Genomic DNA, 15957 nt, shown 5'->3' on the forward strand with positions numbered 1-15957 from the left:
GGGCTCCTATTCGAAACGCGCGTTGTCGGGCGAGGTCATGCGCCGCAGCAGCGGCAGGACGGTCGAGATCACCAGCAGGGACGCGGCCAGCCCGCCGCCGACGCCGGCGAAGTAGGCGGGCCCCGGCATCGCCAGGGAGGCCCCCTTCATGGCCAGGGCGTCGATGAACGGCGCCGCCACCCCGAACCCGGCCCCGGCCGCCACGACGGCCGCCAGGACGAGCGGCAACGCCGACTCCAGCAGCACGACCGCGCCCAGGGTGCGGCCGGGCGTGCCGGCCAGCCGCAGCAGCGTGAACGGCTGGCGGCGTTCCACCAGCCCGCCGCCGACCGCCACCAGCAGGCTGCAGCCGCCGGCGAGCAGGGTCAGCGCGACCATGGCCAGCGCGATGTTCTCGGCCTGCGTGTAGAGCGCCGCCCGGACCTGGGCGACCTCGTCGAACGTCATCGGCGGGCCGGTGCTCTGCCCGGCCAGCAGGGTGCGGATCTCCTCCAGGGTCGCCGGGTCGGCCATGGTGACCAGCACGGAGGACAGGTTGAGCCCGTCGGCCGAGACGGGCTCGCTGTCGGGCCCGGCCAGGGGGATCAGCTTGTCGATGGTGAGCGGGTTGTCGGCCTCCACCACCCGGTCGAACCGTCCGGCGACCGCCCGCGCGCCCGGCGGGCACTGCCCGAGCGCCGGGAAGCGGGCCAGGTCGGCGCACTCGACGACCGCCCGGGGCGGCGGCGGCCGCTCGGGGTCGATCACCCGGTTCTCCTCCTCCTTCGCGGCGTGGATCGGCAGCACGCCGACGCCCGGATAGGCGCGGAGCCGGGCCACCAGCTCGGCCCCGGCCCGCGGCGGCAACCCGCCGCCGCCGAGGTCGCCGAGCGGGGCACGCAGCATGCCGGACAGCGTGCCGCCGGCGACCGCCCGCTGGCCGTCCACCACGGCGGGCACGATCCCGGCGATGGCCGTCCCGATGAACACCGCGAGGACGAGCCCGCTCACCGACCTGAAGGCGGCCTTCGGGTCGGCGGCCAGCCGCCGGGCGGCCAGCAGCGTCGCCGCTCCGCCGGTCAGCCGGGCGGCCAGGCGGGCGGCCAGCATCGTCAGCCATGGACCTGCCAGGATCAGCCCGATCATGATCAGCGCCAGGCCCGCCGAGGCCGGCCCGGCGTTCGGCTTGCGGTCGCCGGTCTGGAACATCGGCACCGCGAACAGCGCCAGCCCGGCCAGCAGCGGGATCGCCCGCCAGGCGCGCGGCGGCCGTTGGGCGCCCTTCCTGAGCGCGCCCAGCGGCGAGATCCGGACCCGGCGCAGCGACCACAGCGCGCTCACCCCGGCCAGCAGCGGGACGCCGGCGAGCACGGCCGCGTACTGCCAGGCGGCCGGCGTCACCGTGTCGGGGAAGAACCGGGAGCCGGTGACGCGGACGGCGGCGACCGCCGGACGCAGCAGGAGGAAGAGCGCGATCCCGGCGAGCGTGCCGGTCAGCGCGCCGAGCGCGGAGTCCACCGCGGCGAACAGGTTGACCTGCCGGGACGTCCCGCCCACCAGCCGGATCGCGGCGAAGCGGGCCTCGCGGCGGGCGGCGGCCAGCCGGGTGGCGGTGGTGACCAGCACGAGCAGCGGCAGCAGCAGCCCGACGGCCGCGATCGCGAACCCGAAGTGGTAGATGTCGGCGTCGCCGTCGACGGCGGGCTCGTCGGCCGTCGTGTCGACCTGCCGGGTGCCGAGCAGGGCGGCGACCTGCTCGGGCGTGCGGCCGATCACGATGGTCAGGTCGTCGGGGCCGGTGAGCGCGGCGCGGCCGATCGTCCCGGCCCTCGTGCCGGGGAAGCGGTCGGCGAGCTGCGCGCGCGGCGCCGAGTCCAGCAGTTCGGCCAGCGCCGGGGAGACGTGGTACTGGCCGGGCGCGGGCATGCGGGAGAGCCCGGGGACGACGGGAGCCCGGCCGCCGAGCGCGGCGGCGTCGAGCCGCCTGATCGGGCGTCCGGCGTAGTAGTCCTCGTGGTAGTTCCACAGGGCGCCGGTGGCGGTGGCGTCGAGGGCCCAGCCGCTGGGGGCGGTGCCGCGGGTGCACTCCCAGCAGGTGCGCTCGCCGGCCGTCTGGAAGGCGTTGAACAGGGAGAGCGTGGCCAGCAGCACCGCCACGCCGACCGCCACGCCCGCGACGATCAGCGCGAGCCGGGCGGCCGCCTCCCTGCCTCCGGCCAGCGACAGCCGCAGGCCGAGGGCGATCACCGTGCGACCTGACCGGCGAAGGGGTCGGTGAGCCGGCCGTCGCGGACGATGACCTCCCGGTCGGCGCAGGAGGCGACGCGGGCGTCGTGGGTCACCACGAGCACGGTCGTGCCCTCCTCGCGCGCCAGGCCGACCAGCAGTTCCATGACGTGCTCGCCGGTCAGCGAGTCGAGCGAGCCGGTCGGCTCGTCGGCGAACAGCACCCGCGGCCCGGTCACCAGCGCCCTGGCGATCGCCACCCGCTGCGCCTGCCCGCCGGACAGCTCGCCGATGCGCCGCCCGCCCAGGCCGGCCAGCTCCAGCCGCTCCAGCCAGCCCGCCGCCCGCCGATACGCCTCCTTGCGCCGGGTACGCGCGAGCAGCAGCGGCAGGGCGACGTTATCGGCCGCGGTGAGCTCCGGCACGAGCTGCCCGAACTGGAACACGAAGCCGAACGCCGTGCGCCGCAGCCGGGTGCGCCGGTCGTCGCTCATGGTGTCCAGGCGGCGGCCGTCGAACCACACCTCGCCGCTGTCGGGCGTGAAGATCCCGGCCAGGCAGTGCAGCAGCGTCGACTTGCCCGAGCCGCTGGGGCCCATGACCGCCACGATCTCCCCGGCCGCCACCTCCAGGCCGGCCTCCCGCAGCGCCGGGGTGCGGCCGAAGGAGCGGCTGATCCCGCGGGCCTCCAGGATCACGACGCCCCCCGCACCAGCTCGGCCAGCGCGTCCAGCCGCGCCTGGGTGACGTCGATCCAGCGCAGGTCGGCTTCCAGGTGGAACATGCCGTGGTCGGCCAGCAGCGCGTCGGCCAGCGAGTCCCCCCGCTTGATCTGCGCGAACTCGCGCATGCGCCGCAGGTGGGTGGCGCGCTGGAGGTCGAGGTAGGCCGCCGCGTCGCGGCCCAGCATCAGCGCCAGCACGACCTTGGTGAACAGCACGGTCTGCAGGTACGGCTCGGCCGCGACCGGCTCGCTCAGCCACGCCTCGACCTCGCGCGCGCCGACGGGGGTGATCGCGTAGCGCTTGCGCTCGGGGCCGTCGCCGGGCTCGCTCTCCCCGGCGGTGACCTTGCCGTCCCTGGCCAGCCGGCCGAGGGTGGAGTACACCTGGCCGAAGGGCAGTGACTTGCCGCGGCCGAAGTAGGTGTCGTAGTCGCGCTTCAGGTCGTAGCCGTGGCTCGGCTCCCGCTCAAGGAGTCCGAGCAGCGCAAGAGGGACGCTCATGCCCCCGCACTATATACCGAGGGTATATACGGGGGGCATAATCGCGGTGAAGCCGGTGCGCTTCCCTCAGGAGGTGGCGCTGGGCGCCGGCGTCGGCTGGTGGTCGCCGCCGTGCCGGGGGCCGCCCTTGCCGCCGTCCCTGTCGCCGTTCCTGTCGCCCCAGTGGCCGTCGCCGTGGGGGTGCCGGCCGCGGCCTTCGCGGGCGGTCACGTCGTGGACGGTGACGGCGGTGGCCGTGCCGCCGGTGACCTTGGCGCTGACCATGACCTTCTGGCCGGCCTTGATCGCGTCGATGCCCTGGTCGCGGTTGATCCGGGTGCCGGCGTCGACGGCGTACTCCTTGGTGTAGCCGTCCGCGCTCTTGACCGTGACGGAGTTCTGGCCGACGGCGGTGACGTCGCCGTACTGGGTGGCCACGGTCACGTACGCGCCCCGCCCGTCGGGGACGACGAACTCGCCGTGGACGGGCGGGCCGCCGAAGCCGCGTCCCCAGCCGCGTCCCTTGTCGGACGGCGAGCCCGACGGGACGGCCGACGGGCTCCCGGCGGCCGGCGGCGGGCCGGTGGGCGAAGGCGACGGCGACGGCGACGGCGAGAGCGCCGAGGCGGCGGCCACGCCGGCGCCGGTGGCCAGGACGACCGCGGTGGTCGCGGCGAGCAGTACGGAGCGGGGGAATCGGCGCCTGGGCGGTTCGTTCTCCAGGGTCTCCGCCTTGCCGAATCCGTCAGGCCCAGAGGTCATGATCTTTCCTCTCTATGGGATACAACACCACAACCCTGCCCTGAACCACCTAAAACGGTCGTAAACACCCATCGACCTGCGGCCCGCGTCCCCGCACGCGGGCCGCACCGGCCGCTAGGACGCCGAGACGCGCACCAGCGCGCGGTCGCCGTCACGCAGGACGGCGATCCGGGTGCCGGTGTCCGGCACCTTCACCCCGAGCTGCGGCAGATCCGGGTGCCAGTAGACGCCACGGTGGTCGTCGAACACCGCGACGCCCGGACGCGCCGGGAACACGGCGGGAACGCCCGCCGAGTGCAGCCGGAGCCGGTCCGTGCGCGCGTTGCCGAACGGCGCGTCGAACACCTGGAGCCGCGCCCCCGCCGCCGCCCCGCTGGCCCAGCGCAGCGGCTCGGGCCGGGCGTCGACGGGCAGGATCATGCCCTCGCCGGGGTGGTCGCGGGTGGTGTTGTCGCCGTACCAGGCGTCCCAGAGCCAGATGAGCACGCCCTGCTGGTACGGGTAGTGCTCGACCCGCTGGCTGCCGGTCCACCCGAAGTTGTACGGCCCGGTCCGCAGGTAGGCGTTGTACCCGGTGTAGCGCCGGTTCTCGGCGAGGTAGGCCCGGGAGAAGCGCTGCACGCCCACCTCGCCGCTGCGGGCGAAGCCGACCGCCGTCCACTCGCCCTCGCCCTGCTCGACGTCGTCGGCGAACACGCCGGGCACCTGGACGTCGTCCAGCCGGAAGCCGGACTCGGAGGTGTTGGAGTCGGTCGAGTAGCGGAAGCGGAACCAGATCCGGCCGCCCGCGTACGGGCTCAGGTCGTAGGCGATCTCCCGCCAGTCGGAGCTTCCGGTGAGCGGCTGCCCGACCGGCGTCCAGGCCGCGCCGTCGCGGGAGACCTCGGCGTACAGGAAGTCGTAGCCCTGCTCGATCGCGTAGGCCGCGTGCGCCTTGAGCGTCGGCTCGGTGGCCCGGGACAGGTCGATCTGCCGGGTGAGCGTCTGCTCAAGGTTGTCGCCCTTGCCGCTCCACCACTGCCACTCCCCCTGGTACGGACGGCCCAGCGGGGTGCTGATCTCGCGCGCCGGCAGGTCCACCACGAGCGCCTGTGGATCGCGGGTGTTGTAGGAGCCGACGCCGAGGGTGTGCGTGGAGGGGGTGGCCGCGCGGGCCCGGTCGTAGGCCAGCCAGCCGAGCTGGAGCTTGCTCCAGGCGTCCAGGTCGCCGGCGTACTCGCCGAGCGGGCCGGTCCGCGAGCTCAGGTAGGAGCCGGACGACATCAGCGACCAGAAGTTGACCGAGTTGTCCCCGCCGCCCGCGTACAGGTCGGGCAGGCCGAGGTCGTGGCCGAACTCGTGGGCGGTCAGGCCGACGCCGCTGTTCTCGCCGACCGTCAGGTAGTCGCCGACCCAGATGCCGGTGTCGCCGATCTGGGTGCCGCCGTTGCGGTTGCCCTCGGGGCCGGCCTGGCCGCGCTCGGGCCAGTAGGCGAAGTAGCGGTGGGCCCAGACGGCGTCCGCGCCCTGCGCGCCGCCGCCCCAGGTCTCGTCCACGCCGGCGTGCACGACCTGGTAGTGGTCCAGGTAGCCGTCGGGCTCGTCGAAGTCGCCGTCGTTGTCGTGGTCGTAGCGGTCCCAGACGTCGTACTTGGCCAGTTCGGCGCGGATCTGGTCCGTGGTCCTGCCCTTGGCCTTCTCGGCCTCGTACCAGGCGTTGGCCGAGTCGCGCACCAGGTCCCAGTTGTTCCAGCAGATGCCGCCCTCCTCGGGGGCGCACCGGTCGCTGCCGTAGCGGGCCTCGTTGTACGGCACGCGCACCCAGTCGCTGACGTAGCCGTCGAGGTCGTAGCGGCCGGAGGACTGGAGGCGGTAGTAGTCGCGCAGGGAGTTGCCGCCGGTCGCGAAGTAGGACTTCGCGTAGGAGGCGCGGTCGAAGTCGGGACGCCAGAGGGTGTGGTTGTCGTCGGTGCCGCGCGGGTCGGGGATCGCGTTGTGGCGGGGGCCGGGCTGGCCGCCGTACTTGATCTGGCCGTCGATCTTCGTCTCGTTGTCCACCTTGTCGCCGAACTCGGCCAGGACGACGAAGACCTGGTCCTTGCGTTCCTGGGCGAGCTCGACGTAGCGGTGGCCGACCTTGACCGAGCGGCCGGGCCGCCCCTTGGCCGCCACCGCCGCGTCCGGGGATAAGACGCCTTCGACGGCCTGCCTGCGCAGCGCCGCCTGCTCGCGTTGCTGCGGGCTGAGCGGGGAGATCTCCCTGCTCACCTTCTTCACGGGCGGCGCCGCGGTCTCCGCCGCAGTCTCCGCCGCAGCAGAGACGGAAGGGACGCCGAGCGCGGCGATCGCCAGGAGGGCGGCCGCCGCGGAGAGAGTGATTCGCATGGCATGTAACATGTCACACTCCAAGCCTCCCGTCTCTACCTCCGGCCGATCTTCCGGGGCGCGGATCCCGTCACTCGACGATCAGCTCGACCGGGATGTTGCCGCGGGTGGCGTTGGAGTAGGGGCAGACCTGGTGGGTGGCCTCGACCAGCTCGCGGGCGACCTCGGGGGCGATGTCGTCGGGCAGCTCGACGCGGAGCGTGGCGTCGAGCTGGAACCCGCCCGCGCCGTTGGGCGACAGGCCGATCTCCGCCGTGACGGAGGCGTCGGAGACGTCGATGTGCTTCTGCCCGGCCACCAGCCGCATGGCCGAGGCGAAGCAGGCGGCGTAGCCGGCGGCGAAGAGCTGCTCGGGGTTGGTGCCCTCGCCGTCTCCGCCCAGCTCCTTCTGCAGGGCCAGCTTGACGTCCAGCCTGCCGTCGGAGGAGACCGCGCGCCCGTCGCGGCCCGCGGAGGTGGCGATGGCGGTGTACATGCTCATGACCGGTTGCCCTTCGTTCGGCCTTCACCAGACAGACCTGTCTGTCTGGTTTGTCGAGCCTGAGACTAGACAAGTCTGTCTGGTAACGTCAAGGGGTGAGCACAGCGACGGTGAAGGACCCCCGCCCGAGCCCGGCCCGCACCCGGGTCCTGGAGACGGCGGCGCGGCTGTTCTACGCCGAGGGCGTGCACTCGGTGGGGATCGACCGGATCATCGCGGCGGCGGGCGTCGCGAAGGCGACCTTCTACCACCACTTCCCGAGCAAGGACGAGCTGGTCCGGGCGTACATCGCCGAGCAGGGAGCGGTGCAGCGGGCCCTGGTCGACACGCTGCGCGCGGACTCACCCCGGGAGACGCTGGCGGCCGTCTTCGCGTTCATGTGCGAGTTCGGGTCCGGCCCGGGTTACCGCGGGTGCCCGTTCGTCAACACGGCGGCCGAGTACCCGGATCCGGCGCATCCCGTACGGAAGGCCATCGCCGAGCACCGGCGCTGGCACCGCGACCTGTACCGCGACCTGCTGGCGGCCGACGGCCGCGCCGACGCCGAGCGCACCGCCGACATCCTCCTCCTGGTCCGGGACGGCCTGGTGGTGGGCTTCGACCTGGACGACCCGGCCACCGTCCGCGCCACCGTCCACGAAACCCTGACCCGCATCCTCACCCCCTGACCCCCGCCCCCACCCCACTTCCGGCACGACGACAGCATCCCCTCGCCCCCCTCCCCCCCTCGCCTTCCACCTCCCCGCGCCCTTCGCGCCCCCGGCGCCCTTCGCGCCCCCGGCGCCCTTCGCGCTCCCGCGCGCGCCCCTCGCGCGGCCCCTCCTGCGGCCTCTCCTCGCGCGGCTCGCCATCGCGCGGCCCCCTCTTCCGCGGCATTCACCCCCGATGGCGGTTGGGCTGGGTGATGAGGGTGGGGGAGGTGTGGGAGGTTTTGTGCTGTGTGGGTAGTTTGTCTGGTATTAGTGGGCAGCGCCGTTGCTCCCCTACCACCGCATACGAGGCAGTCATGTCGTTGTCCCGAAATATCAGGAGAAGTGTGGCTGCGGCGGTGGCCGCCATCCTCGCTCTGCTCATCGCCTCCCCCACGCCCCCGGCCTCCGCCACCACCCCGGCCCGGCCGAACATCATCTTCTTCCTGGTGGACGACCTGTCCGCCGACCTGCTGCCCTACATGGACACCGTCCGCGGGCTCGCCGAGGGCGGCACCACGTTCACCGACTACTACGTGTCCGACTCCCTCTGCTGCCCCTCCCGCGCCTCGATGTTCACCGGCCAGTTCCCCCACAACACCGGCGTACGGACCAACCAGGGCTACGACCGCGGCGGCTACGAGGCGTTCGCCCGGCACGAGGGCCGCACCTACGCCGTCCCCCTCCACCAGGCCGGCTACCGCACGGGCTACCTGGGCAAATACATCAACGAGTACCCCGCCCGCCCCGGCTACCAGGTGCCGGACGGCTGGGACGAGTGGCACGTCTCCGCGGGCGGCGGCTACAACGAGTTCAGGTACCAGCTCACCCGCTACGTCAGGGAGGAGTCGGGCGACCGGCGACCGATCGCCCCCTCCAAGGGCGACTACCTGGTGGACGAGCTGGCCCAGCGGGCGACCGGCTTCATCGAGCGCTCCCGCGAGCACGCCCCCGGCCGGCCGTTCTTCCTCCAGGTCTCGCCCTTCTCCCCGCACAACCGGGTGGACGTCAGGCCCGGCGACACCGAGCCGCGTTTCCCGCCCGCGCCGCGCGACCGTCCGAAGGACCGCTTCCCGGACGGCGAGTTCCCGCACGGCGACTGCGGCGGCCCCGACTGCGACGGCATCGACGTGACCACCCTGCCCTCCTTCGACGAGGACACCGCCGACAAGCCCTCCTGGGTGCGCCGGGCCCCGATCGAGGCGAAGCGCGCCGAGGAGCTGCGCGAGGACTTCCGTGACCGGATCCGCATGGTCCAGTCGGTGGACGACATGGTGGGACGGGTGCTGTCCACCCTCACCGAGCCGGAGCGCCGCAACACCTACGTCGTGTTCGCCAGCGACAACGGCTTCCACCTCGGCCAGCACCGCCTGGTCCGCGGCAAGTCCACCGCCTACGACCACGACGTACGGGTCCCGCTGCTGGTCAGGCGGCCGGTCACCGGAGAGCGCGACCGGCGGGTGACCGGCGCCATCGCCCAGAACGTGGACCTGTTCGCGACCTTCCTCGACATGGCCGGCGTCGACCCGGCGATCCGCGACAGCCGGGACGGCCGCAGCCTGCTCCCCCTCGTCCAGGGCCGGCAGGTCGCCGGCTGGCGGCAGGCGGCGCTGGTCGAGCACGTCAGGCCCGACCCGCGGACGCCCGGCAGGCCCGACCCCGACGCCGACCGGCTGAGGCAGGGCAACGCGCAGCCGCCCACCTACAACGCCGTGCGGACCGCGGGAGAGCTGTACGTCGAGTACGAGAACGACCCGAAGCCCGAGTACTACAACACCGTCACCGACCCCCGCCAGGAGTCCAACGACCCCGGCAACGCCCGGACGGCGTACCTGGCCGGGGTCCTGCGCGGGCTGACGACGTGCGGCAGGCCCGGCGCGCCCGACTGCTGGACGGCCGCGCACCTGCGCTGAGACGTACGGCAGAAGTTGACCTCCTTCGGTCCGGCGGTTGACGCGCCGGCCGCCGGTCCCCCCGTACATTGGGGCGGTCGGGAGCCCGAACCGAAGGAGAGCGATGCGGTTCACGTCCGTCCTTGCCGGATTACTGATGGTCGCAGGCACGATCGCAGGCCCAGGAGTGGCGCAGGCGGCCACACGGACGACCGGATGCGAGGCGGTGCTGCCCCGGCCCGACGGCCACGGCATCACCTGCGTCGACGTACGGCGTCGCCCGCAGAGCGACGGCTCGGAGCTGCGGGACGTCACGATGACCTCGACGGCGATCTTCCAGGCGTCCGGCGGCACCCCGGTCATCGACCCGCCGGCGCGCCCGATCACCGTCCGCCTCTACCTGCCGAAGGGCTACGACCCCTCGCGCGCCACCCCCTACCGGGCGCTCTACCTGCTCAACGGCGGCGGCGACAACTACGACTCGTGGACCACCAAGGCCGACCTCGTCTCCCTCGTCCGCACCGCGGGCTCCTTCGACGGCATCGTGGTGATGCCGACCGGCGGGATGACCGGCTGGTACGCGGACTGGGCCGGCCGTACGGACGGATATTTCGCGCCGAAGTGGGAGACGTACCACATCGACCAGCTCATCCCGTGGATCGACGACAACTTCAACACCGTCGCCGACCGGTCAGGACGCGGTCTTGCGGGCCTGTCCATGGGCGGCTACGGCACGCTGCGGTACGCGGCGGCCCACCCCGGCGTCTTCTCGGTGATCGGCGCCTTCTCGCCCGGCATCGACCTGCGCGCCAGGCCCGCCCAGCGCACGATCTCCGACTCCATGTGGCAGTCGGGCGCGGCGATCGAGCTGACCGACCTGGGCGAGTTCCGCGTCAACAAGTACGACAACGGCAGCCCGCTGCCCGTCCTCGACCAGGAGGTCCAGCGCCGCTACCGCCTGGACACCCTGTTCGGCCCGCACACCACCACGGTCTTCCACGGCCGCACGGTCGAGGACTGGCCCGCCGCCAACCCCGCCGACCTGGTCACCCAGGGCAGGTACGCCCCCTATGACGGACGGCTGGCCCTGTACGCCGGCGGCTGCGCGAGCCTCCCGCGCGTCCCGGACGGCGCCGAGCCCGCCCCCGCCGCGTGCGGCTACGACACCAGGGCGAGCGACGACGCCGCGGGCGTCAGCGAGCCGATCCTCGGGGCGTACGCGAGCGAGTTCGACGCGACGCTGACCGGCCTCGGCGTCGGCCACCGCTACTGCTACAGCAGGGGCGGCCACGACTGGAACGCCTGGTCGGCCTACCTGATCGACTTCCTGCGGTACGCCTACGGCACCGCCCCCGCCCGCTGCCCCGCACTCTGACGCCCCAGCCCGCTTCCAAGTCGGCCACAAGTACCGGCCGGTAGTCCTGGACCGGTGACGAACCATCTTCCGGCCCGCGTCCTGACCGCCCTGGGCGCCGCCGTCCTCACGCTGACCGCGCTGAGCACGGCGGCCGCCGCCGGCACCGCCGCCCACACCGCCGCCCACACCGCCGCCCGCACCGCCGCCGATCCCGCGAGCTGGAGGTGGGGCCCCCTGCACTCGGCCGACGGACGGGCGACCGCCCGGGGCAAGGTCGTGGTCGGCCAGTCGGGGCTGGCGGTGACCGGCACCCTCGACGACGACCGCGGCAAGGACTGCTCGTGGGTCCTGATCAGGTACCAGAGCGGGAGCAACGGCCGCTGGCGCACGCACGGCGTCTACAACTGCCTGCCGGGCACCGGCTCCTTCCGCAAGAACGTCGGCGGAGCGCTGCAGATCCGGGTACAGGTGTGCCGGGGCGACGCCGCGCGGCCCGTCGGCCGGTGCTCGCGGTGGCGGACGATCTACACCCAGGGCGGCTGACGCCCGTCCCGCCGTCCCGGGGCGTCAGTCGGCGCGCTTCTTGCTGGCGATGATGTAGAGCACCAGCTCGCCGCAGGCGCGGCAGACCGTCATGTCGCCGTCCCCGCCCAGGTGGGCGGGCACGGACCGCGCGCCGCAGAACGCGCACGGCCGCTCCACCGGCTCCCGCTCGCCCCGCATCGCCCCGGCCGTCGCCAGCAGCGCGCATCCCAGGCAGATCGAGACCGACTTGCCGACGACGAGATCGGCGGGGTCGGGCGCCGCGCCGCAGAAGCCGCACTGGAACACCGCCGTCACCCCGATCCAGTCGCTCGGGCGGGCCTGCTCGCCGGACAGCACCATCCGCAGGACGCGCAGGCAGCGGCCGGCGACCTCATCCGTGACGCCCGCCCGTCCGAGCTCGGCCCGGAGCTCCGCCCGCGCGCCGGGGTCCTCGGGCGGGAGCGCCTTCAGCAGGCCGAGCAGCGCCTCGTCGAGCGCGCGCAGGGCGTCGGCGGCGGAGGCGACGAGATCGCTCATGCCGCGCCGCCCGTGAGCGGCCGGCCCGGAATGTCACGCGCTTCCTCGTACGTCCACTCCGCGCGGCCGCGGCATTTGCCCGCGCGGCTTGTGCGTAATATCGCGACGCGCATCCGCCGCGCGTTATCACCAGTCGCACCGGAAACGCTTCCCGGCGATGACCGTTCTAGAATTCTGCACCACCCCGAGTCAATGGACGGGACCTCCGGGCCGAAGGGCATGAATTCATGCGCCCGGAATTCGGCGGCGAACTCGGTCCGGGCGGCGCGCAGGAGCGCCGCGGCGCCGGGCGCGGGCTTCATCTGCTCAGCCCCTGCCACCGCCCGTCAAGAACCCGCAGCTCACGGCCGCGTTCCGGCGCTCGGCGGGCACGCCGGCGGGCGTCCCGGGGCGTCGAGTATTCGCATCCTTAAGCAGGGTCACGCATTCCCTCATTTCCGGCGGAGGCGCGGGCGCCCCTTTCGCGGCCATCATCGCCCCGGCCCAATAAAGCGTCAACGGGCGACGGCCCTACATTTTCCCTATATTGCGGCGTGGCGCCGTCTTGCGCGCCCCGGGTTGTCCCGGCACGCTGGCAGACGTGGCGGATAACCGTACTGGAAAGGGCCGCGCGCGAGCGGCGCGCAGATGGTCGGCCGCGCCGCGCAGCCAAATGTTCAGCCTGCCGGAAATCCTCGCCAAGCTCGCCGACCCCGACCGCGAGGCGCCCGGCGATCCGGAGCTGCGTGACTTGTTCGAACGCGACCAGGCCGACCGGCGCGACGACGCGCCGGGCGACGGCGGCGAGCGCGGCCCGGCCCGGCGGGCGCGGTGCATGGAGAAGTTCGCGGCCGGAGAGGTGCGCTCGCCGGGCGACTACTACCACCTGGCCGCGGTGATGCAGCACGGCGGGCTGGCCGAGCACTACCACCTGGCCTTCGAGCTGGCGCGGCGGGCGGCCGACGCCGGTTGCCGGCCCGCCCGCAGGCTGGCGGCCTCGGCCCTCGACCGATGGCTGCTGCAGATGGGCCTGCCCCAGCGGTACGGCACCCAGTACGTCGACATCGGCGGCCGCTGGTCCCTCTACCGCGTCGACCCCGTCACCACGGACGCCGAACGCACGGTCTGGGACGTCCCGCCCCTGGCCGAGGCGCTGGACCGGGCCGAGGAGATGAACCGCGCCGACGGCCTGGGCTGACGCCCGCGCCCGACCGCCGGACGGGGCCGCGCCCGGCCTCTCCCGCCGGAAACCGGACACGACCTTTGCCACTGGTTTTCGCGGAATTCCCGGGTCGCGGCGGGCCGGCGGGCGAACCTGACCATGACATGTTCCCGTCCCGGTCGAAACAGGCAGGTTCCCATGGTCAGACGGGCTCTCGTGGCGCCGGTCCCGCTCGCTCTCTCGCTGGTCGCCGTTCTCGCGGTCGCGCCGCCGGCCCAGGCGGTGACGCTGGAGGAGAAGCTCGCCGCGCTCTCGGGATTCACGCAACCCACCGCGTCCAGCGCCGCGGCCTGGCGGGACGCCTGGGCCGACCAGGGGTCGTGGTCCGACTTCGACTTCGACTGGTCGAGCGACGGCTGTACGAGCAGCCCCGACCAGCCGCTCGGCTTCGACTTCTCGATCCCGTGCCGGCGGCACGACTTCGGCTACCGCAACTACCAGGCCGTCGGCGACTTCCCGGCGAACAAGGAGCACATCGACAAGGCGTTCTTCTTCGACCTCAAGCAGGTGTGCACCCAGTACTCGATCTTCCGTCAGCCGAGCTGCAACGCGCTGGCCAAGCTGTACTACCAGGCGGTCCGCCACTACGGCTCCCCGCGCGGCACCGGCGGGGAGATCGTGCGGGTGCCGGACAGGGAGGCTCTACGACAGCAGGGCGCCGCTGAGCCCGCAGACGGCGGTGACAAGATGTTCGCCCAGAGCGCGCCAGGATTCTTCGACTGAACCGGCGGCGACGTGGCCGGCCGCCAGGTCGGCCTCCAGCTCGGCGCCCATGTGCACGACGAGCAGCCGGATCATCGCCGCCTGCCGCTCGGACAGCTCGCTCTCCAGGTCGCGCATCGAGGGCGGGCGCAGCAGCTCCAGCCGGCGGAACGAGGGCGTGCTCAACGTCGCCCGCGCCGCGTACTCGCGCAGGGACGGCTCCACGACGGCCTGGGCGAGGAACCGCCCGTACCAGGACGGGGTGCCCAGCTCGATGTGGTGCTCGATGCTCGGCGCGATCGCGCACGTGATCCAGTCGCGCAGTGACACCTCGCCCGCCGCCTCCAGCGCGGCCACCATCGGCAGGCGGTGCCGGTCGACGGCGGCCGCGTGACGGGACAGGATCGCGTGGATCAGCTCGTCACGGGTGCTGAAGTGGTATTGGACGGCGGACTTGTTCCGCTGGCCCGCGGCCTCGCGGATCATCCTGATCGACACGTGCGCGAAGCCGTGCTCGGCGTAGAGCCGCTCCGCGGTCTGCATGATCCTGTCCTTGGCCCGGATCGAGCGGGGAGACGGCGCGGCGACCGCCGTACTGACGTCCATGACCGGTCCTCGATCTCGTTTCCACCACCGTCCCCGAACGCTATCCCATGCCGCCTGCGGAGGTCATCGGGTCACCAGGTGACCCACACGTCCTGGAGGCCGCCGGACAGGCCGCCCGTGCGCAGCCGCAGCTCGCCGGGGTCGTCGCGGAGCCGCAGGCCGGGCAGCCGCCGTGCCAGCAGGCCCAGGACGACCTGCAGCTCCAGCCTGGCCAGCGGCTGGCCGAGGCAGTAGTGGCGGCCGGCGCCGAAGGTGAGGTGCTGGCTGCTGTTCTCCCGGCGCGGGTCGAACCGGTCGGGGTCGGCGAACTTGGCGGGGTCGCGGTTGGCCGCCGGGATGTTGGGGATCAGCGTGCTGCCGGCGGGCACGGTGACCTCGCTCAGCTCGACGTCCTCGGTGATGAACCGGGGCACGCCGCCGATGGCCGACAACGTGCTGTCCAGCCGCAGGACCTCCTCCACGGTGCCCGGGATCAGGTCGGGGTCGTCGATCACGGCCTCGTAGCGCCGCCGGTCCGACAGCAGCATCGCCGTCATGATGGCGATCATGTTGGACGTGGTCTCATGGCCGGCCAGCAGCAGCCCGCGCACGGTGGCGATGAGCTCGTCCTGGCTGAGCCTGCCGTCCTCGGCGTCGGTGATCTGGGTCAGCTCGCTGAGCAGGTCGTCGCCGGGGTGGGCGCGGTTGCGGTCGATCAGGTCCGAGACGTACGCGTTGAACTCCCGGTAGGCCGTGTCGACCTCCTCCTGCGTGTTGCGGGTCAGGGTCAGCATCGTGCGCGACCAGTGCGCGAACTTGTCCTGGTCCGAGCTCGGCGCGCCGACCAGCGCGCAGATGACCCGTACCGGCAGGGGCAGGGCCAGGCCGGACGACAGGTTGCCCGGGGAGCCCTTGGCCAGCATGGAGTCGAGGAGGTCCTCGGCCATGGCCTGGACCCGGGGGCGCCAGACCTCCATCTTCCTGGCGGTGAACCAGCGGCTCAGCAGGCGTCGCCACCGCATGTGGCCCTCGCCCTCGCCGATGTCGCCGGCGCCGTCCTTGCGCCGGTTGAACAGGCCGCCGTCCTCGGTGGTGGACAGCCGGGCGGCGCCCTCGCGGGCGAGGTTGCGGCTGAAGCGGGGGTCGGCCATGACGGCGCGGGCGTCGTCGTACCTGGTGACCAGGGCCGCCACGTCGCCGCTGGGCAGCCGTACGTGGGCCACGGGGCATTTCTCCCGCAGGTCGGCGAGTTGCGGGGGCGGTTCCAGCGCCGTGGGGCGGTCGAAGGGGAAATCGGGGATCGCGTCAGCGGTCATGCGTCCTCCAGCTTGAAAGCCCGACACTTCGGAATATAAGGCGATCGACTTATTTGAGGCAATCGTCTTGACTGGATGGATTACTTCGGGTGCGGGAAATCTTCCGACGCGTTGCATCCCCTTGGGGGACCTCCCGG

The 15957-nt window shown here is 73.0% G+C and carries 15 protein-coding genes; 6 read left to right on the plus strand and 9 right to left on the minus strand.

Annotation, left to right across the window (positions count from 1 at the left end; translation table 11 throughout):
- Positions 1–6 precede the first annotated feature (6 nt).
- From ACIBST_RS14095 to ACIBST_RS14120, 6 genes are all read right to left on the minus strand, one after another.
- Entirely contained in the window at positions 7–2226 is a 2220-nt protein-coding gene (locus ACIBST_RS14095; protein ID WP_397171712.1) for an FtsX-like permease family protein, read from the minus strand.
- Positions 2223–2903 carry an ABC transporter ATP-binding protein gene (locus ACIBST_RS14100; protein ID WP_397171714.1) on the minus strand — a complete coding sequence of 227 codons (681 nt, stop codon included), beginning with the start codon at positions 2901–2903 and terminating at the stop codon, positions 2223–2225. Before ACIBST_RS14100 ends, ACIBST_RS14095 begins: the two co-directional genes overlap by 4 nt.
- Complete coding sequence (locus ACIBST_RS14105) at positions 2900–3430, minus strand: PadR family transcriptional regulator (protein WP_397171716.1); 531 nt, start codon at positions 3428–3430, stop codon at positions 2900–2902. The genes ACIBST_RS14100 and ACIBST_RS14105 overlap by 4 nt, the downstream gene beginning before the upstream one ends.
- 66 nt (positions 3431–3496) lie before the next feature.
- The gene (locus ACIBST_RS14110) at positions 3497–4171 is read right to left on the minus strand and encodes a hypothetical protein (RefSeq protein WP_397171718.1); all 675 of its coding nucleotides are present in this window, start codon (positions 4169–4171) and stop codon (positions 3497–3499) included.
- A gap of 114 nt (positions 4172–4285) precedes the next feature.
- Positions 4286–6535, minus strand: a complete 2250-nt coding sequence (locus ACIBST_RS14115) for an immune inhibitor A domain-containing protein (RefSeq protein WP_397171720.1) — start codon at positions 6533–6535, stop codon at positions 4286–4288.
- Between the two features lie 70 nt (positions 6536–6605).
- Positions 6606–7016 carry an organic hydroperoxide resistance protein gene (locus ACIBST_RS14120; protein WP_397171722.1) on the minus strand — a complete coding sequence of 137 codons (411 nt, stop codon included), beginning with the start codon at positions 7014–7016 and terminating at the stop codon, positions 6606–6608.
- Between the two features lie 95 nt (positions 7017–7111).
- Here ACIBST_RS14120 and ACIBST_RS14125 point away from each other — a divergent pair, with 95 nt between their 5' ends.
- The 4 genes from ACIBST_RS14125 to ACIBST_RS14140 all read left to right on the plus strand — a co-directional run bounded on the left by ACIBST_RS14125 (position 7112) and on the right by ACIBST_RS14140 (position 11497).
- Positions 7112–7684 carry a TetR/AcrR family transcriptional regulator gene (locus ACIBST_RS14125; RefSeq protein WP_397171724.1) on the plus strand — a complete coding sequence of 191 codons (573 nt, stop codon included), beginning with the start codon at positions 7112–7114 and terminating at the stop codon, positions 7682–7684.
- Between the two features lie 368 nt (positions 7685–8052).
- Positions 8053–9618: a sulfatase gene (locus tag ACIBST_RS14130; protein ID WP_397171726.1), complete on the plus strand. Its 1566-nt coding sequence runs from the start codon at positions 8053–8055 to the stop codon at positions 9616–9618.
- A 103-nt stretch (positions 9619–9721) separates the two neighbouring features.
- The gene (locus ACIBST_RS14135) at positions 9722–10972 is read left to right on the plus strand and encodes an alpha/beta hydrolase (protein WP_397171728.1); all 1251 of its coding nucleotides are present in this window, start codon (positions 9722–9724) and stop codon (positions 10970–10972) included.
- A gap of 54 nt (positions 10973–11026) precedes the next feature.
- On the plus strand, positions 11027–11497 hold the full coding sequence (locus ACIBST_RS14140) for a hypothetical protein (RefSeq protein WP_397171729.1): 471 nt from the start codon (positions 11027–11029) through the stop codon (positions 11495–11497).
- A gap of 24 nt (positions 11498–11521) precedes the next feature.
- Here the strand turns inward: ACIBST_RS14140 and ACIBST_RS14145 are convergent, their stop codons facing one another.
- Positions 11522–12016, minus strand: coding sequence for a hypothetical protein (locus ACIBST_RS14145; RefSeq protein ID WP_397171730.1), 495 nt, complete (start codon positions 12014–12016; stop codon positions 11522–11524).
- Between the two features lie 652 nt (positions 12017–12668).
- Between ACIBST_RS14145 and ACIBST_RS14150 the strand changes: the two genes are divergently transcribed.
- Positions 12669–13193: a hypothetical protein gene (locus ACIBST_RS14150; RefSeq protein ID WP_397171731.1), complete on the plus strand. Its 525-nt coding sequence runs from the start codon at positions 12669–12671 to the stop codon at positions 13191–13193.
- Positions 13194–13355: 162 nt separating this feature from the next.
- Positions 13356–13940 (plus strand): phospholipase, encoded by a 585-nt coding sequence (locus ACIBST_RS14155; RefSeq protein WP_397171733.1) that lies wholly within the window; start codon positions 13356–13358, stop codon positions 13938–13940.
- On the opposite strand, the gene ACIBST_RS14160 is transcribed toward ACIBST_RS14155, so the two are convergent.
- A complete protein-coding gene (locus tag ACIBST_RS14160; protein WP_397171735.1) occupies positions 13860–14525 on the minus strand; it encodes a TetR/AcrR family transcriptional regulator in 666 nt (221 codons plus the stop codon). The two genes, ACIBST_RS14155 and ACIBST_RS14160, sit on opposite strands and share 81 nt — an antisense overlap.
- A gap of 71 nt (positions 14526–14596) precedes the next feature.
- Positions 14597–15820, minus strand: a complete 1224-nt coding sequence (locus ACIBST_RS14165; RefSeq protein WP_397171736.1) for a cytochrome P450 — start codon at positions 15818–15820, stop codon at positions 14597–14599.
- Positions 15821–15957 lie beyond the last annotated feature (137 nt).

The sequence above is a fragment of the Nonomuraea sp. NPDC049684 genome (assembly GCF_044465345.1).
Classification (GTDB): Bacteria; Actinomycetota; Actinomycetes; order Streptosporangiales; family Streptosporangiaceae; genus Nonomuraea.

Excerpts from the sequence above, each read along its gene's own strand:
- ACIBST_RS14165 (WP_397171736.1), bottom strand. The coding sequence starts at position 15,820 with ATGACCGCTGACGCGATCCCCGATTTCCCCTTCGACCGCCCCACGGCG.
- ACIBST_RS14115 (WP_397171720.1), bottom strand. The coding sequence starts at position 6,535 with ATGCGAATCACTCTCTCCGCGGCGGCCGCCCTCCTGGCGATCGCCGCG.
- ACIBST_RS14145 (WP_397171730.1), bottom strand. The coding sequence starts at position 12,016 with ATGAGCGATCTCGTCGCCTCCGCCGCCGACGCCCTGCGCGCGCTCGAC.
- ACIBST_RS14160 (WP_397171735.1), bottom strand. The coding sequence starts at position 14,525 with ATGGACGTCAGTACGGCGGTCGCCGCGCCGTCTCCCCGCTCGATCCGG.
- ACIBST_RS14150 (WP_397171731.1), top strand. The coding sequence starts at position 12,669 with ATGTTCAGCCTGCCGGAAATCCTCGCCAAGCTCGCCGACCCCGACCGC.
- ACIBST_RS14120 (WP_397171722.1), bottom strand. The coding sequence starts at position 7,016 with ATGAGCATGTACACCGCCATCGCCACCTCCGCGGGCCGCGACGGGCGC.
- ACIBST_RS14105 (WP_397171716.1), bottom strand. The coding sequence starts at position 3,430 with ATGAGCGTCCCTCTTGCGCTGCTCGGACTCCTTGAGCGGGAGCCGAGC.
- ACIBST_RS14110 (WP_397171718.1), bottom strand. The coding sequence starts at position 4,171 with ATGACCTCTGGGCCTGACGGATTCGGCAAGGCGGAGACCCTGGAGAAC.
- ACIBST_RS14135 (WP_397171728.1), top strand. The coding sequence starts at position 9,722 with ATGCGGTTCACGTCCGTCCTTGCCGGATTACTGATGGTCGCAGGCACG.
- ACIBST_RS14155 (WP_397171733.1), top strand. The coding sequence starts at position 13,356 with ATGGTCAGACGGGCTCTCGTGGCGCCGGTCCCGCTCGCTCTCTCGCTG.